This is a genomic window from Photobacterium panuliri, assembly GCF_059920555.1.
The window spans coordinates 3,212,179-3,226,996 of sequence record NZ_CP197192.1; the positions used below are offsets into that span (position 1 = coordinate 3,212,179).

The 14,818-nt window shown below is 53.2% G+C and carries 15 protein-coding genes; 12 read left to right on the forward strand and 3 right to left on the reverse strand.

The window, feature by feature from the left end; genetic code table 11:
* The first annotated feature begins 188 nt into the window (after positions 1-188).
* The 7 genes from ACSF8X_RS14700 to ACSF8X_RS14730 all read left to right on the forward strand — a co-directional run bounded on the left by ACSF8X_RS14700 (position 189) and on the right by ACSF8X_RS14730 (position 7,804).
* On the forward strand, positions 189-2,762 hold the full coding sequence (locus ACSF8X_RS14700) for a TonB-dependent receptor (RefSeq protein ID WP_047877576.1): 2,574 nt from the start codon (positions 189-191) through the stop codon (positions 2,760-2,762).
* Between the two features lie 72 nt (positions 2,763-2,834).
* Positions 2,835-3,602, forward strand: a complete 768-nt coding sequence (locus tag ACSF8X_RS14705) for a DUF3450 domain-containing protein (RefSeq protein WP_047877575.1) — start codon at positions 2,835-2,837, stop codon at positions 3,600-3,602.
* Positions 3,602-4,963: a MotA/TolQ/ExbB proton channel family protein gene (locus tag ACSF8X_RS14710; protein ID WP_500850302.1), complete on the forward strand. Its 1,362-nt coding sequence runs from the start codon at positions 3,602-3,604 to the stop codon at positions 4,961-4,963. Before ACSF8X_RS14705 ends, ACSF8X_RS14710 begins: the two co-directional genes overlap by 1 nt.
* Before the next feature lie 9 nt (positions 4,964-4,972).
* The gene (locus ACSF8X_RS14715; RefSeq protein ID WP_047877573.1) at positions 4,973-5,500 is read left to right on the forward strand and encodes a MotA/TolQ/ExbB proton channel family protein; all 528 of its coding nucleotides are present in this window, start codon (positions 4,973-4,975) and stop codon (positions 5,498-5,500) included.
* 25 nt (positions 5,501-5,525) lie between these two features.
* A complete protein-coding gene (locus ACSF8X_RS14720; protein WP_047877572.1) occupies positions 5,526-5,933 on the forward strand; it encodes an ExbD/TolR family protein in 408 nt (135 codons plus the stop codon).
* A 4-nt stretch (positions 5,934-5,937) separates the two neighbouring features.
* Positions 5,938-6,570, forward strand: a complete 633-nt coding sequence (locus ACSF8X_RS14725; RefSeq protein ID WP_047877571.1) for an energy transducer TonB — start codon at positions 5,938-5,940, stop codon at positions 6,568-6,570.
* A gap of 16 nt (positions 6,571-6,586) precedes the next feature.
* The gene (locus ACSF8X_RS14730) at positions 6,587-7,804 is read left to right on the forward strand and encodes a tetratricopeptide repeat protein (protein WP_500850303.1); all 1,218 of its coding nucleotides are present in this window, start codon (positions 6,587-6,589) and stop codon (positions 7,802-7,804) included.
* A 284-nt stretch (positions 7,805-8,088) separates the two neighbouring features.
* Here the strand turns inward: ACSF8X_RS14730 and gmhB are convergent, their stop codons facing one another.
* A complete protein-coding gene (gene gmhB, locus ACSF8X_RS14735) occupies positions 8,089-8,643 on the reverse strand; it encodes a D-glycero-beta-D-manno-heptose 1,7-bisphosphate 7-phosphatase (RefSeq protein ID WP_047877569.1) in 555 nt (184 codons plus the stop codon).
* Positions 8,644-8,970: 327 nt separating this feature from the next.
* Here gmhB and metN point away from each other — a divergent pair, with 327 nt between their 5' ends.
* The 3 genes from metN to ACSF8X_RS14750 are packed head-to-tail and all read left to right on the forward strand — an operon-like array spanning position 8,971 to position 11,557.
* Positions 8,971-10,005, forward strand: a complete 1,035-nt coding sequence (gene metN / locus ACSF8X_RS14740; protein WP_047877568.1) for a methionine ABC transporter ATP-binding protein MetN — start codon at positions 8,971-8,973, stop codon at positions 10,003-10,005.
* A complete protein-coding gene (locus tag ACSF8X_RS14745; RefSeq protein ID WP_500850304.1) occupies positions 9,995-10,681 on the forward strand; it encodes a methionine ABC transporter permease in 687 nt (228 codons plus the stop codon). The genes metN and ACSF8X_RS14745 overlap by 11 nt, the downstream gene beginning before the upstream one ends.
* Positions 10,682-10,741: 60 nt before the next feature.
* The gene (locus ACSF8X_RS14750) at positions 10,742-11,557 is read left to right on the forward strand and encodes a MetQ/NlpA family lipoprotein (RefSeq protein WP_047877566.1); all 816 of its coding nucleotides are present in this window, start codon (positions 10,742-10,744) and stop codon (positions 11,555-11,557) included.
* A gap of 65 nt (positions 11,558-11,622) precedes the next feature.
* On the opposite strand, the gene ykgO is transcribed toward ACSF8X_RS14750, so the two are convergent.
* Both ykgO and ACSF8X_RS14760 read right to left on the reverse strand, forming a co-directional pair.
* The gene (ykgO, locus tag ACSF8X_RS14755) at positions 11,623-11,766 is read right to left on the reverse strand and encodes a type B 50S ribosomal protein L36 (protein ID WP_047877565.1); all 144 of its coding nucleotides are present in this window, start codon (positions 11,764-11,766) and stop codon (positions 11,623-11,625) included.
* An 11-nt stretch (positions 11,767-11,777) separates the two neighbouring features.
* Positions 11,778-12,035 carry a type B 50S ribosomal protein L31 gene (locus ACSF8X_RS14760; protein ID WP_500850305.1) on the reverse strand — a complete coding sequence of 86 codons (258 nt, stop codon included), beginning with the start codon at positions 12,033-12,035 and terminating at the stop codon, positions 11,778-11,780.
* 130 nt (positions 12,036-12,165) lie between these two features.
* Here ACSF8X_RS14760 and tsaA point away from each other — a divergent pair, with 130 nt between their 5' ends.
* Together tsaA and ACSF8X_RS14770 are read left to right on the forward strand one after the other, a co-directional pair.
* Positions 12,166-12,855: a tRNA (N6-threonylcarbamoyladenosine(37)-N6)-methyltransferase TrmO gene (gene tsaA / locus ACSF8X_RS14765; protein ID WP_500850306.1), complete on the forward strand. Its 690-nt coding sequence runs from the start codon at positions 12,166-12,168 to the stop codon at positions 12,853-12,855.
* Between the two features lie 140 nt (positions 12,856-12,995).
* Positions 12,996-14,711: a proline--tRNA ligase gene (locus tag ACSF8X_RS14770; RefSeq protein WP_047877563.1), complete on the forward strand. Its 1,716-nt coding sequence runs from the start codon at positions 12,996-12,998 to the stop codon at positions 14,709-14,711.
* Positions 14,712-14,818: the final 107 nt, after the last annotated feature.

Sequence of the window (14,818 nt, forward strand, 5' to 3'; positions counted from 1 at the left end):
AACTAAGTAAGATGTCTATTTTTAGGTTTTTATAATGTTTTGCATTTACTAACACATCAAACGCACTGGTTTGACTTCCTATTTTTGCTTCATGTATACCTTGGCTCGCAACGTTAACGAAAAGTTAATGTTTGTTGAGGCCAAAGATTGGCCGATAGGCAGGAAGAAGAAAAAATGGAGCAGCAAGGATGAATAAGAAGACAACAGCATTATCTGTTGCCATTGGCCTTGCACTGGGCTCAACCCTTTGGGTTCCAGTTGCACAGGCAGAAGAGCAACAAGTAGAACAACTGCAGAAAATGAAAGTAACCGGCTCTCGGATCTCGACAACGGACATGGAAGGTCCGTCACCACTGACCGTGATCAGCAGCAAGGATATCGAGTCAAAAGGCTTCAACAGTGCCCAAGATATCCTTAACAGCTTGACCCAGAATACTGGTGGCGCTCTAGCACAGACTAATTCATTTTCTTTCACGCCAGCTGCACAGTCTGTGAACCTTCGAGGCCTAGGCGCTTCCCGTACCCTAGTATTGATTGACGGACGTCGTCTACCCCAGTATCCACTGGCAGAAAATGGCACATCGAACTTTCAAGATATCGGACAGATCCCGGTAGGGGCGATCGAACGTGTCGAAGTGATGACTGACTCAGGCTCGGCCATCTACGGCTCTGATGCCATTGGTGGCGTCGTCAACTTTATCCTGAAAAAAGACTTCGATGGCGTTTCGGTTAAAACCCGTTACGGTGACGCAACAGACGGTGACTACCAAAACGGTCGTATCGATATTGTTGCAGGCAAGGATTTCGACGATAAGCGCGTATTGTTCATCGGCCAGTTCGCCGGTAATGAAATGCTCCAGCAAACGGATCGAGACTGGGCTGGCGATGACGGTTCGAACCGCTCTCAGCTAAGCGGATACTCAAGCTACGGCGCAAACTTCTACGGTACAGACGGATCTCACCTGCGCCCGGATGACTGTAAAGCCGTTGTCGGTGATGCCGGTATCGAGCGTGCCGACGGCAAGTGTGGTTTCAACCGTTCGGCCTACCGTTCCCTCAAGCCAGAGAACAAGCAGGTAGACCTACTGCTTCGTGGTGAATACGACATCAACGACAACATCACAGCCATGGCCGAAGCGCGCTACGGTTACAAATCTACCGAATCGACGTTCGAACCCAATCCGTACAGTGTCAAGGTTGATGATACCCACTTTCGCGGCGCCGGTGAGTACAATCGCCGGATGGTTGAATTCGGCGGACGCGAGAGCAACACCGAAGCACAATCTTTCGGTCTGACCACGGGATTGACCGGCCTGCTCAACGACGCCTACGACTGGGAAATCTATGCCAGTTACTCAGAGCAGACCGTCGATACCGACAACCCAGCAATCTACACCACTCTTGACCAAGCCGTTCAGGATGGGGATGTCGACCTACTCGGCCCAATCTCTCAATCGGTTGTCGACAAATATTCGGGGACATCCACCAAAGAAGCCTACTCCAAGCTGTACTCGATCAACGGCTCGTTTGCCGGGGATCTGATCGAGCTGCCAGCAGGCACCTCCGGTTTTGCCATCTATGGCGAATGGAACCGCACTGATTACCTTGAAACCATTGATGCCGTCACGGCAGCAGGCGGGTTCTCGGGGCTTGGCGGCACATCCGGTGGCGGTGACCGTGACCAGATCGGTCTGGGTGTCGAAGTGCTGATCCCGATCATCGATGAGCTGGAAATGACCCTTGCTGGCCGCTATGACCACTATTTCGATGATTCGGCCACAGGCGGCGCATTTACACCCAAAGTCGCGCTGGCCTACCGCCCGACGGATACCCTGCTGTTACGAGGTAGCTACGGTCTCGGTTTTCGCGCCCCGGATCTGAAACGCCTGTTCGGTGAGGCGACCAAAGGTTTCGGCTCTGGTTTTGACCCCGTTCTGTGTGAGGCTGCCGGCGGTAATGGCCCTAACCAGTCCATCCCAGAATGTGACACGCAATACTTCGATATTGTGAACGGCCCGAACTCGGAGCTCAAAGAAGAAACCAGTACCAATATCAACCTCGGTATTGTCTGGGAGCCCGTGGACGACCTGGGCATTACCCTTGACTGGTACCACATCGAGATGGAAGACGTGGTCGATGCCCCCACCTATCAAGACGTCATCAACGACCCTGGCAAATACCCAGGTACCGAGGTTAACCGTAACCCGGATGGCACGATTAACTATGTCTCCTACGGTCCTGTCAATCAGGCGATGAAAAAACGTTCCGGGATCGATCTGGCCGTCAGCTACGGCTACGACAGCGATGATTATGGCTCGTTCTCATCACGCTTGGCTCTGACCAAAATCCTGATCGCCGAAGAGCAGGAAAACGACAGCGAGCCGGTGATCGACGAGACTGATTTCGAGCCGGAGTACACCGCGACACTGAACCTTGGCTGGAACTACAACGAGTACGCCGTAAACCTGTTTGGTAAGTACCGTGACAGCATGTGTTCAGAGTATGCAAACCAGTACTACTTCGATACCTGCCAAGATGCCAAGGATGCAGGGTTCAATGCCGACATTTCCAGCATGACCACGTGGAACCTAACGGCAACGTACGAATTCAACGAGAACGGCCGAGTCACACTGGGCGCAATCAACCTGTTTGACAAGACACCACCCGCTGATCCGCTCAGCGATACGTCTCCGTTCTATGCCTACACCTACGATGATCCAGTCGGCCGACAGGTTTATATCGAAGGTTCATACGACTTCTAATAACAAACCCGGCGCGGGTAGAGCCCGCGCCCTTTTTTACAGACTGACTAACACAATGACAAGGATGCAACTATGACCTTAAAGGACTTTGGCGTTAGTGCGATGACTGCCGCCATGCTCACAATGAGTACCGCGGCCTTGGCCACTAACTCAGGCGCTGTGGTTGCGACACAGGCCAAAGCAACCAAAACGGCAGAGGCTTCACAGGCAAAAATCGACAAGTATGCCGACAGTACCGACGCCATGCTCGCCGAATACAAGGGCCTGCTGCGCCAGATTGACAGCATGAAAGTGTACAACGAGCAAATCGGCCGGATGGTGAGCTCACAGCAAGAAGAGCTGGATTCGCTCAACCGCCAGATCGCCCAGATTGACCAGACGGCGATGGAAGTGGTGCCGCTGATGCTCAAAATGATCGATGCCCTCGACGAGTTCGTCGCCCTTGATCTGCCATTCCAAAACGAAGAGCGAATTACCCGCGTAGAAGAACTGCGCGCGCTGATGGATCGTGCTGATGTCACCACATCCGAAAAATTCCGCAAGGTAATGGAGGCCTACCAAATCGAAGAGGGCTTCTCCCGCTCAATTGAATCCTACAAGGCCAGCTTGGAACGCAATGGCGAGACCGTTACGTTCGACTTTCTTCGCATCGGCCGCACCGCCCTGCTCTACCAATCACCTGACGGCGGTGAAACAGGCTTGTGGAACCAGCAGACCCGCCAATGGGAAAAACTGCCGCAAAGCTACCGCATCGCGGTACAGCAAGGACTGCGTATTGCCAAGAAGCAAGCGCCACCAGCTCTGATTAAGCTACCTGTGTTCGCCGGGGAGGAAGGATAATGAAAGGATTTAAATCACTAACCGCAACCCTGCTGACCGGCCTGATGCTTGCGTCGCCGGTTCAGGCTGCAAACCCGGCATCGCTTTCCGAACTGCTGAAAACCGTCAAGTCAGACAGCATCGTAGAATCAAAGGAAAACAAGCAACGCGAGGCTGAGTTCAGGGCCAACCGCAACCAGCAAGCCGCATTGCTCAAGCAGGCCCGTGCCGAATTGGCGGCAGAAACCAACCGTGGCGACGAGCTCAAGGCCACGTTCGATGTCAACGACAAGGAACTGACCGTCCAAACCGAAACCCTGCGCCAGCGCTCCGGTACGCTGGGCGAAATGTTTGGTGTCGTCCGCCAGTATGCGGGCGAATTCAAGGGCCTGTTTGCCGCTTCGCAAAATGCCGTGCAGTTCCCAGAGCGTGATGCGCTACTGACCAAGCTGTCCGAAAGCAAGGAGCTACCTTCTACCGCTGAACTCGAAAACTTCTGGCATACCATTTTGCAGCAAATCGTCGTATCAGGCGAAACCTCAACCCTGCCGGCCACCGTCGTTTATGGCGAAGGCAAAGAGGCCGTACGCGATGTCACATTGATCGGAGAGTTCAACGCCATCGCCGATGGCAAATACGTGACCTACGTTACCCAGACAGGCAAGTTCGAAGAGCTGTCACGCCAGCCAAGCAAGAACATCATGCGTAATGTTCCGGGCTTCGAAGCCGCCAGTGATAGCTATGAACCGCTATTTATCGACCCGTCACGCGGTGTGATCCTGTCGCTGCTGGTACAAAGCCCGACCGTCCAAGAGCGTATCGACCAAGGGGGGATTGTCGGTTATGTGATCCTCGGCATGGGTGCACTCGGTGCGCTAATCGCCCTGTTCTGCTTCCTGCGCCTGACGCTGATCGGCAGCAAGATGCGTAGACAAACCAAGACAGATACGGTTATCCCAGGCAACCCTCTGGGCGAAATCATCGAAGCCTACCAGGGCCACAAAGGCGACAACCTCGAGGATCTGGAAGCCAAAATGGATGAGATCATCCTGCGCAATGCACCAAGCATCGAGCGCTTTGTCGGCGCAATCAAACTATTCGCCTCGGTTGCTCCGCTGCTCGGCCTACTCGGCACCGTGATGGGGATGATCGGTACCTTCCAGGCCATTACCCTATTCGGCACCGGTGATCCTAAGCTAATGGCCGGCGGTATTTCCGAAGCACTGGTCACCACCATGCTGGGTCTGGTCGTTGCTATCCCGCTGCTGTTCTTCTACACCCTGGTACACAGCAAGAGCCGCCGCTTGGTACAAATGCTTGAAGAGCAAAGTGCTGGCTTTATCGCACGCTATCAGGAAAAACTGCACGCTGCCGACAGCTAAGGAGGCACTATGTGGTGGATAATCGAAGAGCTTGAATCAATCAGGCGCTTCCTGGGGATGGGCGGCGATGTACTCATGGCCATCTTTGTACTCAGCTTCATGCTGTGGAGCGTGATGCTCGAGCGCTGGTTCTATTTCGCCGCCGTCCTACCCCGGGCCATAAAAAAAGCCGAGGCCGCATGGACGGCCCGTCACGAACACAAGAGCTGGAATGCCAAGGCAATCCGTCAGGAAATCGTATCGATGCAGGATATCGAGAACAAGCGCGGTCTGCCGATCATCAAAGTGCTGATCGCACTGTGCCCACTACTCGGCCTGCTCGGTACCGTCGTCGGTATGATTCAAGTGTTCGATATTTTGGCGGTAACAGGAACAGGCAGTCCCCGCGCAATGGCGTCGGGCATCTCAAAGGCAACAATACCAACACTGGCAGGCATGGTCGCCTCGCTCTCGGGGCTGTTCTTCAGCTCCCGACTCGACCACCTCGCCAAAGTCTCCACCCAGAAGCTGGAAGACAAGTTGAAGCATATTGCCTGAGTAAACGGAATTAGAGGTATAGGTCATGAAAAGACGTTACAGCAGTGACAGTAGTGACGAAGCAGCTATCGATATGACCCCGATGCTCGACATCGTGTTTATCATGCTGATCTTCTTTATCGTAACAACGTCCTTCGTCAAGGAGGCCGGTATTGATGTCAACCGCCCCAGCGCCAACACGGCGCAAACAGTGAAGAAAGGCAACATCATGGTTGCTGTCGGAGCCGCCGGCGATGTCTGGGTGGACAAGCGACGGGTAGAGGTCGACGCGGTACGCGCCAACATCGAACGCCTACGAGCCGAAAGCCCGGATGGTGCGGTGGTTATCCAGGCCGATGAAGAAGCCAAGTCCGGCGTGGTCGTGAAGGTCATGGATCAGATCAGAATGGCAGGTGTCCAAAGCATCTCCATCGCCGCAACCAATAAGGATTAGGCCTATGCGGTATCTGGTCTCATTAGCACTGGCGCTCGTTGTCTCCCTCAGCCTGTTCTGGGGGATGGACAAGCTGGTAAACAAAGAGCGCCACGAACTGGTGTCGAATGATGACCTACGTATGGTTGATTTCATTCGCGTCAAATCAGAAGAGAAAATACAGGAGAAAAAACGCGAACTGCCAAAACCTCCGCCACCCAAGCGGCCGCCACCGCCACCGGAGATGAAAGTCACCTCGACGGTCAAGCCGGTTATGGAGCAGATCCCGATGGATATGCCCAAACTGGACCTGCCCGTCAACGTCACCGGCGGCTCGGTCCTAGGTCATTACAGCCAAGGGGGGGGAGCCCAAATGGCCGGTAGCGGCGGGCCGGTGCCTCTGGCAACGTTCCAACCGCAAATGCCTCGCAAGGCGGCCAAGAGTGGCTTGGAGAAAGGCATGGTACTGCTTGAGTTCACCGTCAATGCCCGTGGCGGCGTCGAGGATATCAAAATCCTCAAAGAGAACCCGCGTAGGCTGGGGCTCGGACGCGCTGCGAAGAAAACCGTCGCGAAATGGACATTCAAGCCCAAACAAGTGGACGGCAAACCGGTCGATGCTCGCCTTTCACAAGAAATCGAGTTCTCCGTGAACTAAGGATAAGGAGTCAACAATGAACAAATGTTACCAACACTTGCTGGCTTCGTTTTTCCTCGTAACCGGTGCCCTCGCGGCACCGGCTACGGCCAGCACCCCCGAGCTCAGCGATCGTACGTTTCGAACCGTCAACAAGGTTCAGGAACTGATTGCCACCGAACGCTACGGCGATGCCATTGCCAAGCTGAACGGGGCTCTGGAAAACACCCAGTCACGCAAATACGACCGGGCTGTCCTGTTGCAGCAAATGGGGTTCTTGTACTCCCTCAAAGACAATTACCCCAAGGCGGCACAGTATTTCGCCAAAGCGCTTAAACTCGACGCCCTGCCCGTCCCCGTAGCGCAGCAAGTACGCTACAGTTTGGCCCAACTCTACCTCGCCGAAGAGAAGTACAAACAATCAGTCGTGACCATGAAACAGTGGTTCGAGATCGCCAAAACGACAGAGGAAAAGCCGCAGGCCCATGCCTATATCACCCTTGCCAGCGCCTATGTTCAGCTGGGTGATTACAGAAATGCGATTACGCCAACCAAACAAGCCATCGCGATGACCAAAAAGCCCAGTGAGTCTTGGTACTTGTTGCTGGTTGCCTCCCATTACGAATTGAAGCAGTACAAGAGTGTCGCCGGGGTGCTTAAAACCCTAACAACCTTGTACCCGCAGAAAAAACGTTACTGGATGCAACTATCTGGCGTCTATATGGAGCTGAATCAGGAGCGAAACGCGCTGGCAACGCTGGAAGCGGCCTACAAGATGGGGTTACTTGATGACGAGAAGGAGTTCCTGCGCCTGGTCAATTTCCAAGCCTACCGAGGCGTTCCGTTCCGGGCAGCTACTACTCTGAAAAAGGAGATGAGCAACGGCAATATTACCGCTGACAAGAAAAACTATGAACGACTGGGCAGCTTTTGGCAGCAAGCCAAAGAGCTCGACGATGCGATAGTCGCCTATCGCAAGGCATACGATTTGTCACCTAGCTTCAAGAACCAAATCATGATCGCCCGACTGATGATTCAAGCCAAGCAATTCAAATCGGCCACGCAGTTTGCGGCCAAGGCAGCACCGGGGGCATCTGCCGATGACCGTGCCGAATTGGCTTACCTTCGCGGAATGGCATTTTTCGAACTCAACCAGCCAAGCAGTGCCCTGCAGGCCATGCAATTGGCGGCGAAATCCAATGACATGAAGGCGGTTGCCACCCCTTGGATCGCCTTTCTCAAAGAGCAAGGCTGATCCCCGACCCTGCTGGCCGTGACGAATGACGGCTAGCAGTCCCCCCATTAATTCATGTGTGAGTCAGTCACACACTTTGGGAAGCACTTGCTTCCCTTTTTTTCGTCTTATCCCCCTCGTCAGGCCGAGGACGAGAAAAACCGAGCATCACCTATAAACCATGGTTTGCCGTGGCAGAATTATTCTCAAATTAGTCAAACTCACCACATTTATGTTCAATCTTTCACATACAAAAAAAGCCGCATCGGCGGCTTTTCATATTCACACTTTGGCTGAGCGCAATATCAACGTGCAGCAAGCCATGCTGGTACATCAGCAACGCTATCTAGAACAACGTCTGCCAACGTCTCGCCTTCTTCCGTTACCGGTTTGCCGGTGCGCACAAGAATTTTGGTCGCAACCTCCGCCGCGGCAGCCGCTTTCATGTCATCGGTCTTGTCGCCGATCATCACCGACTGGGACATATCGATTTTCAAGAAGTCACGAGCCGAGATAAACATACCCGGTTTAGGCTTACGACAGCTGCAATCTTGCAGGTATTCACCCTTGCCTTCTGTGGCATGATGCGGGCAGTAATAAATGCCGTCGAACTCAACGCCATTGTCTGCGAAATTCCAGTCCATCCACTCAGTCAGGGTCAGGAACTCATCTTCGCTGTACATCCCGCGGGCAATACCGGCCTGGTTAGTGACCAGCACTAGCAGGTAGCCCATATCTTTGAGCTTCTTGCACGCTTCGAACACACCTTCTACATATTCAAAATCATCGACGGTGTGGACATAGCCATGGTCGATATTAATAACGCCATCACGATCGATAAATACTGCTGGTTTGGCCAAGCGAAAGCCCTCTGTTTTATGGAAATTTCAATGATGGCTCAAATTATGGCATGGCTGCCCTTGGGATTCACCTGCTTTGATGGCTTACGTACCATCAAGCCCCTCCCGCCCGACAAATAGCAATAAAGACATTTAGACGTCCAGACGTAAAAATATCTATTGACTTGCTTTATCTTAACCAATAGCATCGAAACAAATAATGCGATTGACAAACAAACTGTTTACATTGCAATAATTATGCAAACACACGCTACAGCACCACAATATATCGGCAGTAGTCAGGATTGACCATACACAAATGACTCGATATAGGATTCAGGACGAACGATGATAGAAATAAGCAGAGTTAACAAGGTGTTCTATCAAGGGGAAAAGGAGATCCACGCGCTGCGTGATATCAACCTGACCATAGAGCAAGGCACCATCTTCGGTGTCATCGGTTCTTCGGGTGCCGGCAAGAGCACCCTGATCCGCTGCGTCAATCTACTTGAGCGGCCCACCAGCGGACAGGTGATCGTCGATGGCATTGATCTAACCCAACTTCCCGGCAACGAGCTGACTCAAGCGCGTCGCAAAATCGGGATGATCTTCCAGCATTTCAACCTGCTGTCATCCCGGACGGTGTTTGACAATGTTGCCCTGCCGCTCGAGCTGGCCTCTTTACCCAAGCCCGCTATCCAAAGCAAGGTTCACGAGTTATTGGATCTTGTTGGCCTTGGCGACAAGCATGACAGCTACCCGTCCAACCTCAGCGGAGGCCAGAAACAGCGCGTTGCGATCGCCCGGGCCTTGGCGTCGGATCCCAAAGTACTGCTGTGCGACGAGGCGACCAGTGCCCTTGATCCAGCCACCACCCAGTCAATCCTCGAGCTGCTCAAAACAATCAACCGTCAGCTTGGCCTAACTATTTTGCTGATCACCCATGAAATGGATGTCGTCAAAGGGATCTGCTCGGAAGTCGCGATTATCGGTGATGGCGAACTGGTCGAAAAAGGGCCGGTCGGCGATATCTTCGCCCACCCTAAAACGGAGCTGGCGCGCAACTTCATCCGCTCGACATTGGATTTGTCTATTCCCGAAGACTACCGCGCCCGGATGATGGCCCAGCGGACAGACAACAGCTACCCGCTCGTCAGGCTGGAATTCACCGGTACCTCCGTGGATGCCCCGTTGATCTCTCAGGTTGCCCGCGAGTTCAATATTGATGTCAACATTCTAAGCGCCGACATGGACTACGCCGGCGGCGTCAAGTTCGGCCTGATGCTGGCCGAGTTCTTCGGCACCGAACAAGCCGCAGAGCAGGCTATCGCCTTCATGCGCGATCATAACGTTAACGTGGAGGTACTTGGCTATGTGGCTTGATTCCCTAACCCTATGGTGGGCCGACAACCAGCGGCTGGTCGAATTGCTCATTGATGCCCTAGGCCAGACCCTGATCATGGTATTTGCCTCTGGCCTGATCGGCTTTGCCATCGGTATCCCGGTCGGGGTTGCGTTGCACCTGACCAAGGCCAACGGCCTGCTTGCCAATCCGGCCGTGAACAAGGTGCTCGGGGCCGTGGTCAATATCGGCCGGTCGATCCCGTTCATTATCCTGCTGGTTGCCATTATCCCGTTTACACGGTTCGTGGTCGGCAGCTCAATCGGCACGGCGGCAGCCATCGTCCCGCTGACTGTCGGCGCGATCCCTTTCATTGCCCGCCTCGTCGAAGGGGCACTGCTCGAAATACCCAGCGGGCTGGTCGAGGCAGCCCAGGCAATGGGGGCAACCCCGCGCCAAATCATTACCAAGGTACTGCTGCCTGAGGCCCTGCCGGGGATTATCAATGCCATCACCATCACGCTGGTTACACTGGTGAGCTATTCGGCAATGGCGGGTACCGTCGGGGGTGGCGGTCTCGGTGACGTCGGTATCCGCTATGGCTACCAACGCTTCGACGGCACGGTCATGATGATTACGGTGATGATGCTGGTGATATTGGTTCAGCTGATCCAATCCATTGGCGATCATCTGGTCAAGCGTTGCGACCATCGCTAAGCACTAACACAACAAAAATCCAACTAGTATTACGGAAACCCCAATTCAAGGAGAAGTATCATGGCGTTTAACCTAAAGAACCTGTTTGCCGTTGCCGGCCTGGCATCGGCCCTTGTCCTGACCGGCTGCGGTGAGAAAGAAGCGGCTGTCGACAACAGCAAAATCAAAGTTGGGGTCATGGCCGGTGCCGAAGAGCAAGTGGCCGAGGTGGCGGCCAAGCAGGCCAAGGACAAATACGGACTGGATGTCGAGCTAATTACGTTTACCGATTATATCTCGCCGAATGCGGCGCTCGAGGAAGGTTCTATTGATATCAATGCGTTCCAGCACAAGCCGTACCTTGAGCAGCAAGTCAAAGATCGCGGCTACAAGTTTGCCGTTGCCGGCAACACCTTTGTCTACCCGATTGCCGCCTATTCCAGCAAGATCAAATCACTCGATGAGCTCAAGGACGGTGCTCTGATCGCTCTGCCAAACGATCCAACCAACCTTGGCCGTTCGCTGCTGCTGCTCCAGCAACAAGGGCTACTAACCCTCAAGGACGGGGCAGGCTTGACCGCGACCGTACTTGATATTGTCGACAACCCGAAAAACCTCAAGATCAAAGAGCTTGAAGCAGCCCAGCTGCCACGCTCGCTGGATGATGTTGATCTGGCAATCATCAACAATACCTATGCCAGCAGTATCAACCTGACCCCTGAGCGCGACGGCGTCTTCGTCGAAGACAAGGAGTCCCCATACGTCAACCTGATCGTTGCCCGCGAAGACAACGTCAACAACGAGAATGTTCAGACCTTCATCAAGGCCTACCAATCCGACGAGGTTTACAACGCCGCGCAGGATATCTTCCAAGGTGGTGTCGTCAAAGGCTGGTAAATCCAGCCATTCCATTTGACCTATCGCGCCCCTCCCTTGCAGAGGGGCGTTTTCATTACTAGGTGCTATTTTTTCTTTTTCGTTCCGCCCTGTACGGCCTTGAAGCGCGGATTCGATTTGCAAATGACGTATAGGCGACCACGGCGTTTGACAATCTGGCAGTCGCGGTGCCTCATTTTTGCACTTTTCAATGAACTCAATACCTGCATCTTTTCCTTCCTTATTTTGATTGGCCGAACTGGCCGAAACGACGGGTGAAATTAGCCATCCGGCCTTCGCTTCTGACTATCCTCTGCTTACCGGTATAAAACGGATGGGAGGCCGACGAGACATCCAAGGTGAAATAGGGGTATTCCTTGCCGTCCTCCCAGACAATGGTCCGATCGGTAGACAAGGTCGACCCCACCACGAAGTATTGGTCGGCACTGGTATCATGAAACACCACCTTGCGATATGGCGGGTGAATACCGGGTTTCATACTACTCTCCTTCTGGCGATTAACTCACAAATTGTTATGTTATAACATATTATTTGGTAGTTATTCTCAACAAAGATCAAGTACTATTTTTATGGTATGGTCTGCGCAACACTGTTTTGGGCCTGATGCAATGCAATACCAGATTGAGCCAATCGGGGTGATACGCTCCCCCTACAAAGAAAAATTTGCCGTTCCTCGCCAGCCGGGGCTCGTGCCGAGCGCACGCTCGGAAATCATCCTGCAGGGAGAGGCCAATGCCCTAGAGGCCGTCAGGGGCATTGAGCAATTCAGTCACCTTTGGCTGTTATTTCTTTTTGACCAGAACCTCGAGGCAGGATGGCGCCCAACCGTGCGGCCACCACGGCTGGGCGGCAACGAGCGTATCGGTGTCTTTGCCAGCAGGGCGACGTTCCGCCCCAACGGCATCGGGATGTCAGCGGTAGAATTGATCGGCGTCCGCCAGCAAGGCAGTGATGTCATCATCGAGCTAGGTGGGGTGGATCTGGTTGACGGGACACCAATCATCGATATCAAGCCCTATATCCCTTATTCCGACAGCCTGCCACAGGCCGTGGGCGGTTTCGCCAGCGAGCAGCCAGCCACGCTGGCAGTGCATTTCAGCGAACTGGCCGAAAAACAGCTCAACGGCAAGGAGCTTGCTCGCCAGCGGGCTGTCATCGAAGAAGTGCTGGCCCAAGATCCCCGTCCGGCCTATAAAAAAGGCAAGGTCGACACCAAGGAATATGCCGTCCACCTGTTCGACTATAATGTTCGCTTCAGGGTCGATGATGACGGGATCACCGTCCTTGCCCTGCACTAAGTCGCACAAAATATCTGCCACCTCCAGCTTGTTCCCTTTGGAGAAAGGGGATTTGACTGGTAAACTACGCAGTTACTGCCTAGGTGGCGGCGGGTTAATCCCATTTCCCTTATTTCTCTATCAACCAACGGATACCATCAATGCGTACCAGTAATTATCTTCTTTCTACTCTGAAGGAGACTCCAAACGACGCAGAAGTAGTGAGCCACCAGCTCATGCTACGTGCAGGTATGATCCGTAAGCTGGCTTCAGGTCTTTACACCTGGCTGCCTACTGGTCTACGTGTATTGCGTAAAGTCGAAAACATCGTTCGTCAAGAGATCGACAATGCAGGCGCAATCGAAACTCTGATGCCCGTTGTACAGCCGTTTGAACTATGGGAAGAGACTGGTCGCTCTGAAAAGATGGGCCCGGAACTGCTTCGCTTTACTGACCGCCATGTTCGTCCGTTTGTACTTAGCCCAACAGCAGAAGAAGTTATCACTGCATTGGTGCGCAACGAAGTAAGCTCGTACAAGCAGCTACCTATCAACCTGTACCAGATCCAGACTAAATTCCGTGATGAGCGCCGCCCACGTTTCGGCGTAATGCGCGCACGCGAATTCTGCATGATGGATGCATACAGCTTTGACATCGACAAAGCAGGTCTAGAGAAATCTTACCAAGCGATGCACGATGCCTACTGTAAAGCGTTCGATCGCATGGGCCTTGAATACCGTCCTGTACTGGCTGATTCAGGCGCTATCGGTGGTAACGGCTCTCAGGAGTTCCACGTACTGGCTGAAAGCGGCGAAGACCTAATCGCATTCTCTACAGAATCTGATTACGCAGCGAACATCGAAAAAGCGGAAGCGGTAGCTCCTGCTGTTGAGCGTGCAGCGCCAACCCAAGAGATGACGCTGGTTGATACGCCAAACGCGAAGACTATCGCGGAATTGGTTGAGCAGCACGGCCTGCCAATCGAAAAAACTGTCAAAACACTATTCGTTAAAGCCTCTGATGAAATCGACGCACCTATCGTTGCGCTAATCATCCGTGGTGACCACGAGCTGAACGAAATCAAAGCTGAGAACCTAGCAGAAGTTGCTTCTCCACTAGAGATGGCAACCGAAGAAGAGATGCGCGAACTAATCGGTGCAGGCGCAGGCTCTCTAGGCCCAGTAGGCCTTGAACTACCGTTCATCGTTGACCGTACTGTCGCGGTAATGAGCGACTTCGGCGCTGGCGCGAACATCGACGGCAAACACTACTTCGGTATCAACTGGGGTCGTGACGTTGAACTAGGCCAAGTTGCTGACCTGCGTAACGTTGTAGAAGGCGACCCAAGCCCATGCGGCCAAGGTACCCTGATGCTTAAGCGCGGTATCGAAGTAGGCCACATCTTCCAGCTAGGTACGACCTACTCTGAGAAGATGAACTGCGGCGTTCTGGACTCAAACGGTAAGAATGTGATCCTAGAAATGGGCTGCTACGGTATCGGTGTATCACGTGTTGTTGCATCTGCTATCGAACAGAACCACGACAAATACGGTATCATCTGGCCAGACGCACTTGCACCATTCCAGGTTGCAATCGTACCGATGAACATGCACAAGTCTGAGCGTGTTCAGGAAGCGGCAGAGAAGCTATACGCGGAACTGACTGCAATGGGTATCGACGTCCTATTTGATGACCGTAAAGAGCGCCCAGGTGTGATGTTCTCTGATATGGAATTGATCGGTATCCCTCACACTATCGTGATTGGCGACCGCAGCATGGACGAAGGTAACTTCGAGTACAAGAACCGCCGTTCTGGTGAGAAGACCGCCGTTGCCATGGCTGACATCGTTGAGCATATCAAAGCACAACTTGCTTAATTAGCTAACGAACTGATTGTAAAAAGCCTCCTTCGTGGAGGCTTTTTTTATGGTGCTTTTTTCATATATAGTTAAGTTAAAAGAAGACTATATGCAAAGCATAACGC

Bases quoted from the DNA above. Each gene is read 5' to 3' on its own strand.
- ACSF8X_RS14700 (WP_047877576.1), top strand. From the start codon at position 189: ATGAATAAGAAGACAACAGCATTATCTGTTGCCATTGGCCTTGCACTG.
- ACSF8X_RS14750 (WP_047877566.1), top strand. From the start codon at position 10,742: ATGGCGTTTAACCTAAAGAACCTGTTTGCCGTTGCCGGCCTGGCATCG.
- ACSF8X_RS14725 (WP_047877571.1), top strand. From the start codon at position 5,938: ATGCGGTATCTGGTCTCATTAGCACTGGCGCTCGTTGTCTCCCTCAGC.
- ykgO (WP_047877565.1), bottom strand. From the start codon at position 11,766: ATGCAGGTATTGAGTTCATTGAAAAGTGCAAAAATGAGGCACCGCGAC.
- ACSF8X_RS14745 (WP_500850304.1), top strand. From the start codon at position 9,995: ATGTGGCTTGATTCCCTAACCCTATGGTGGGCCGACAACCAGCGGCTG.
- tsaA (WP_500850306.1), top strand. From the start codon at position 12,166: ATGCAATACCAGATTGAGCCAATCGGGGTGATACGCTCCCCCTACAAA.
- ACSF8X_RS14715 (WP_047877573.1), top strand. From the start codon at position 4,973: ATGTGGTGGATAATCGAAGAGCTTGAATCAATCAGGCGCTTCCTGGGG.
- ACSF8X_RS14705 (WP_047877575.1), top strand. From the start codon at position 2,835: ATGACCTTAAAGGACTTTGGCGTTAGTGCGATGACTGCCGCCATGCTC.
- ACSF8X_RS14720 (WP_047877572.1), top strand. From the start codon at position 5,526: ATGAAAAGACGTTACAGCAGTGACAGTAGTGACGAAGCAGCTATCGAT.
- metN (WP_047877568.1), top strand. From the start codon at position 8,971: ATGATAGAAATAAGCAGAGTTAACAAGGTGTTCTATCAAGGGGAAAAG.
- ACSF8X_RS14710 (WP_500850302.1), top strand. From the start codon at position 3,602: ATGAAAGGATTTAAATCACTAACCGCAACCCTGCTGACCGGCCTGATG.
- ACSF8X_RS14730 (WP_500850303.1), top strand. From the start codon at position 6,587: ATGAACAAATGTTACCAACACTTGCTGGCTTCGTTTTTCCTCGTAACC.
- ACSF8X_RS14760 (WP_500850305.1), bottom strand. From the start codon at position 12,035: ATGAAACCCGGTATTCACCCGCCATATCGCAAGGTGGTGTTTCATGAT.
- ACSF8X_RS14770 (WP_047877563.1), top strand. From the start codon at position 12,996: ATGCGTACCAGTAATTATCTTCTTTCTACTCTGAAGGAGACTCCAAAC.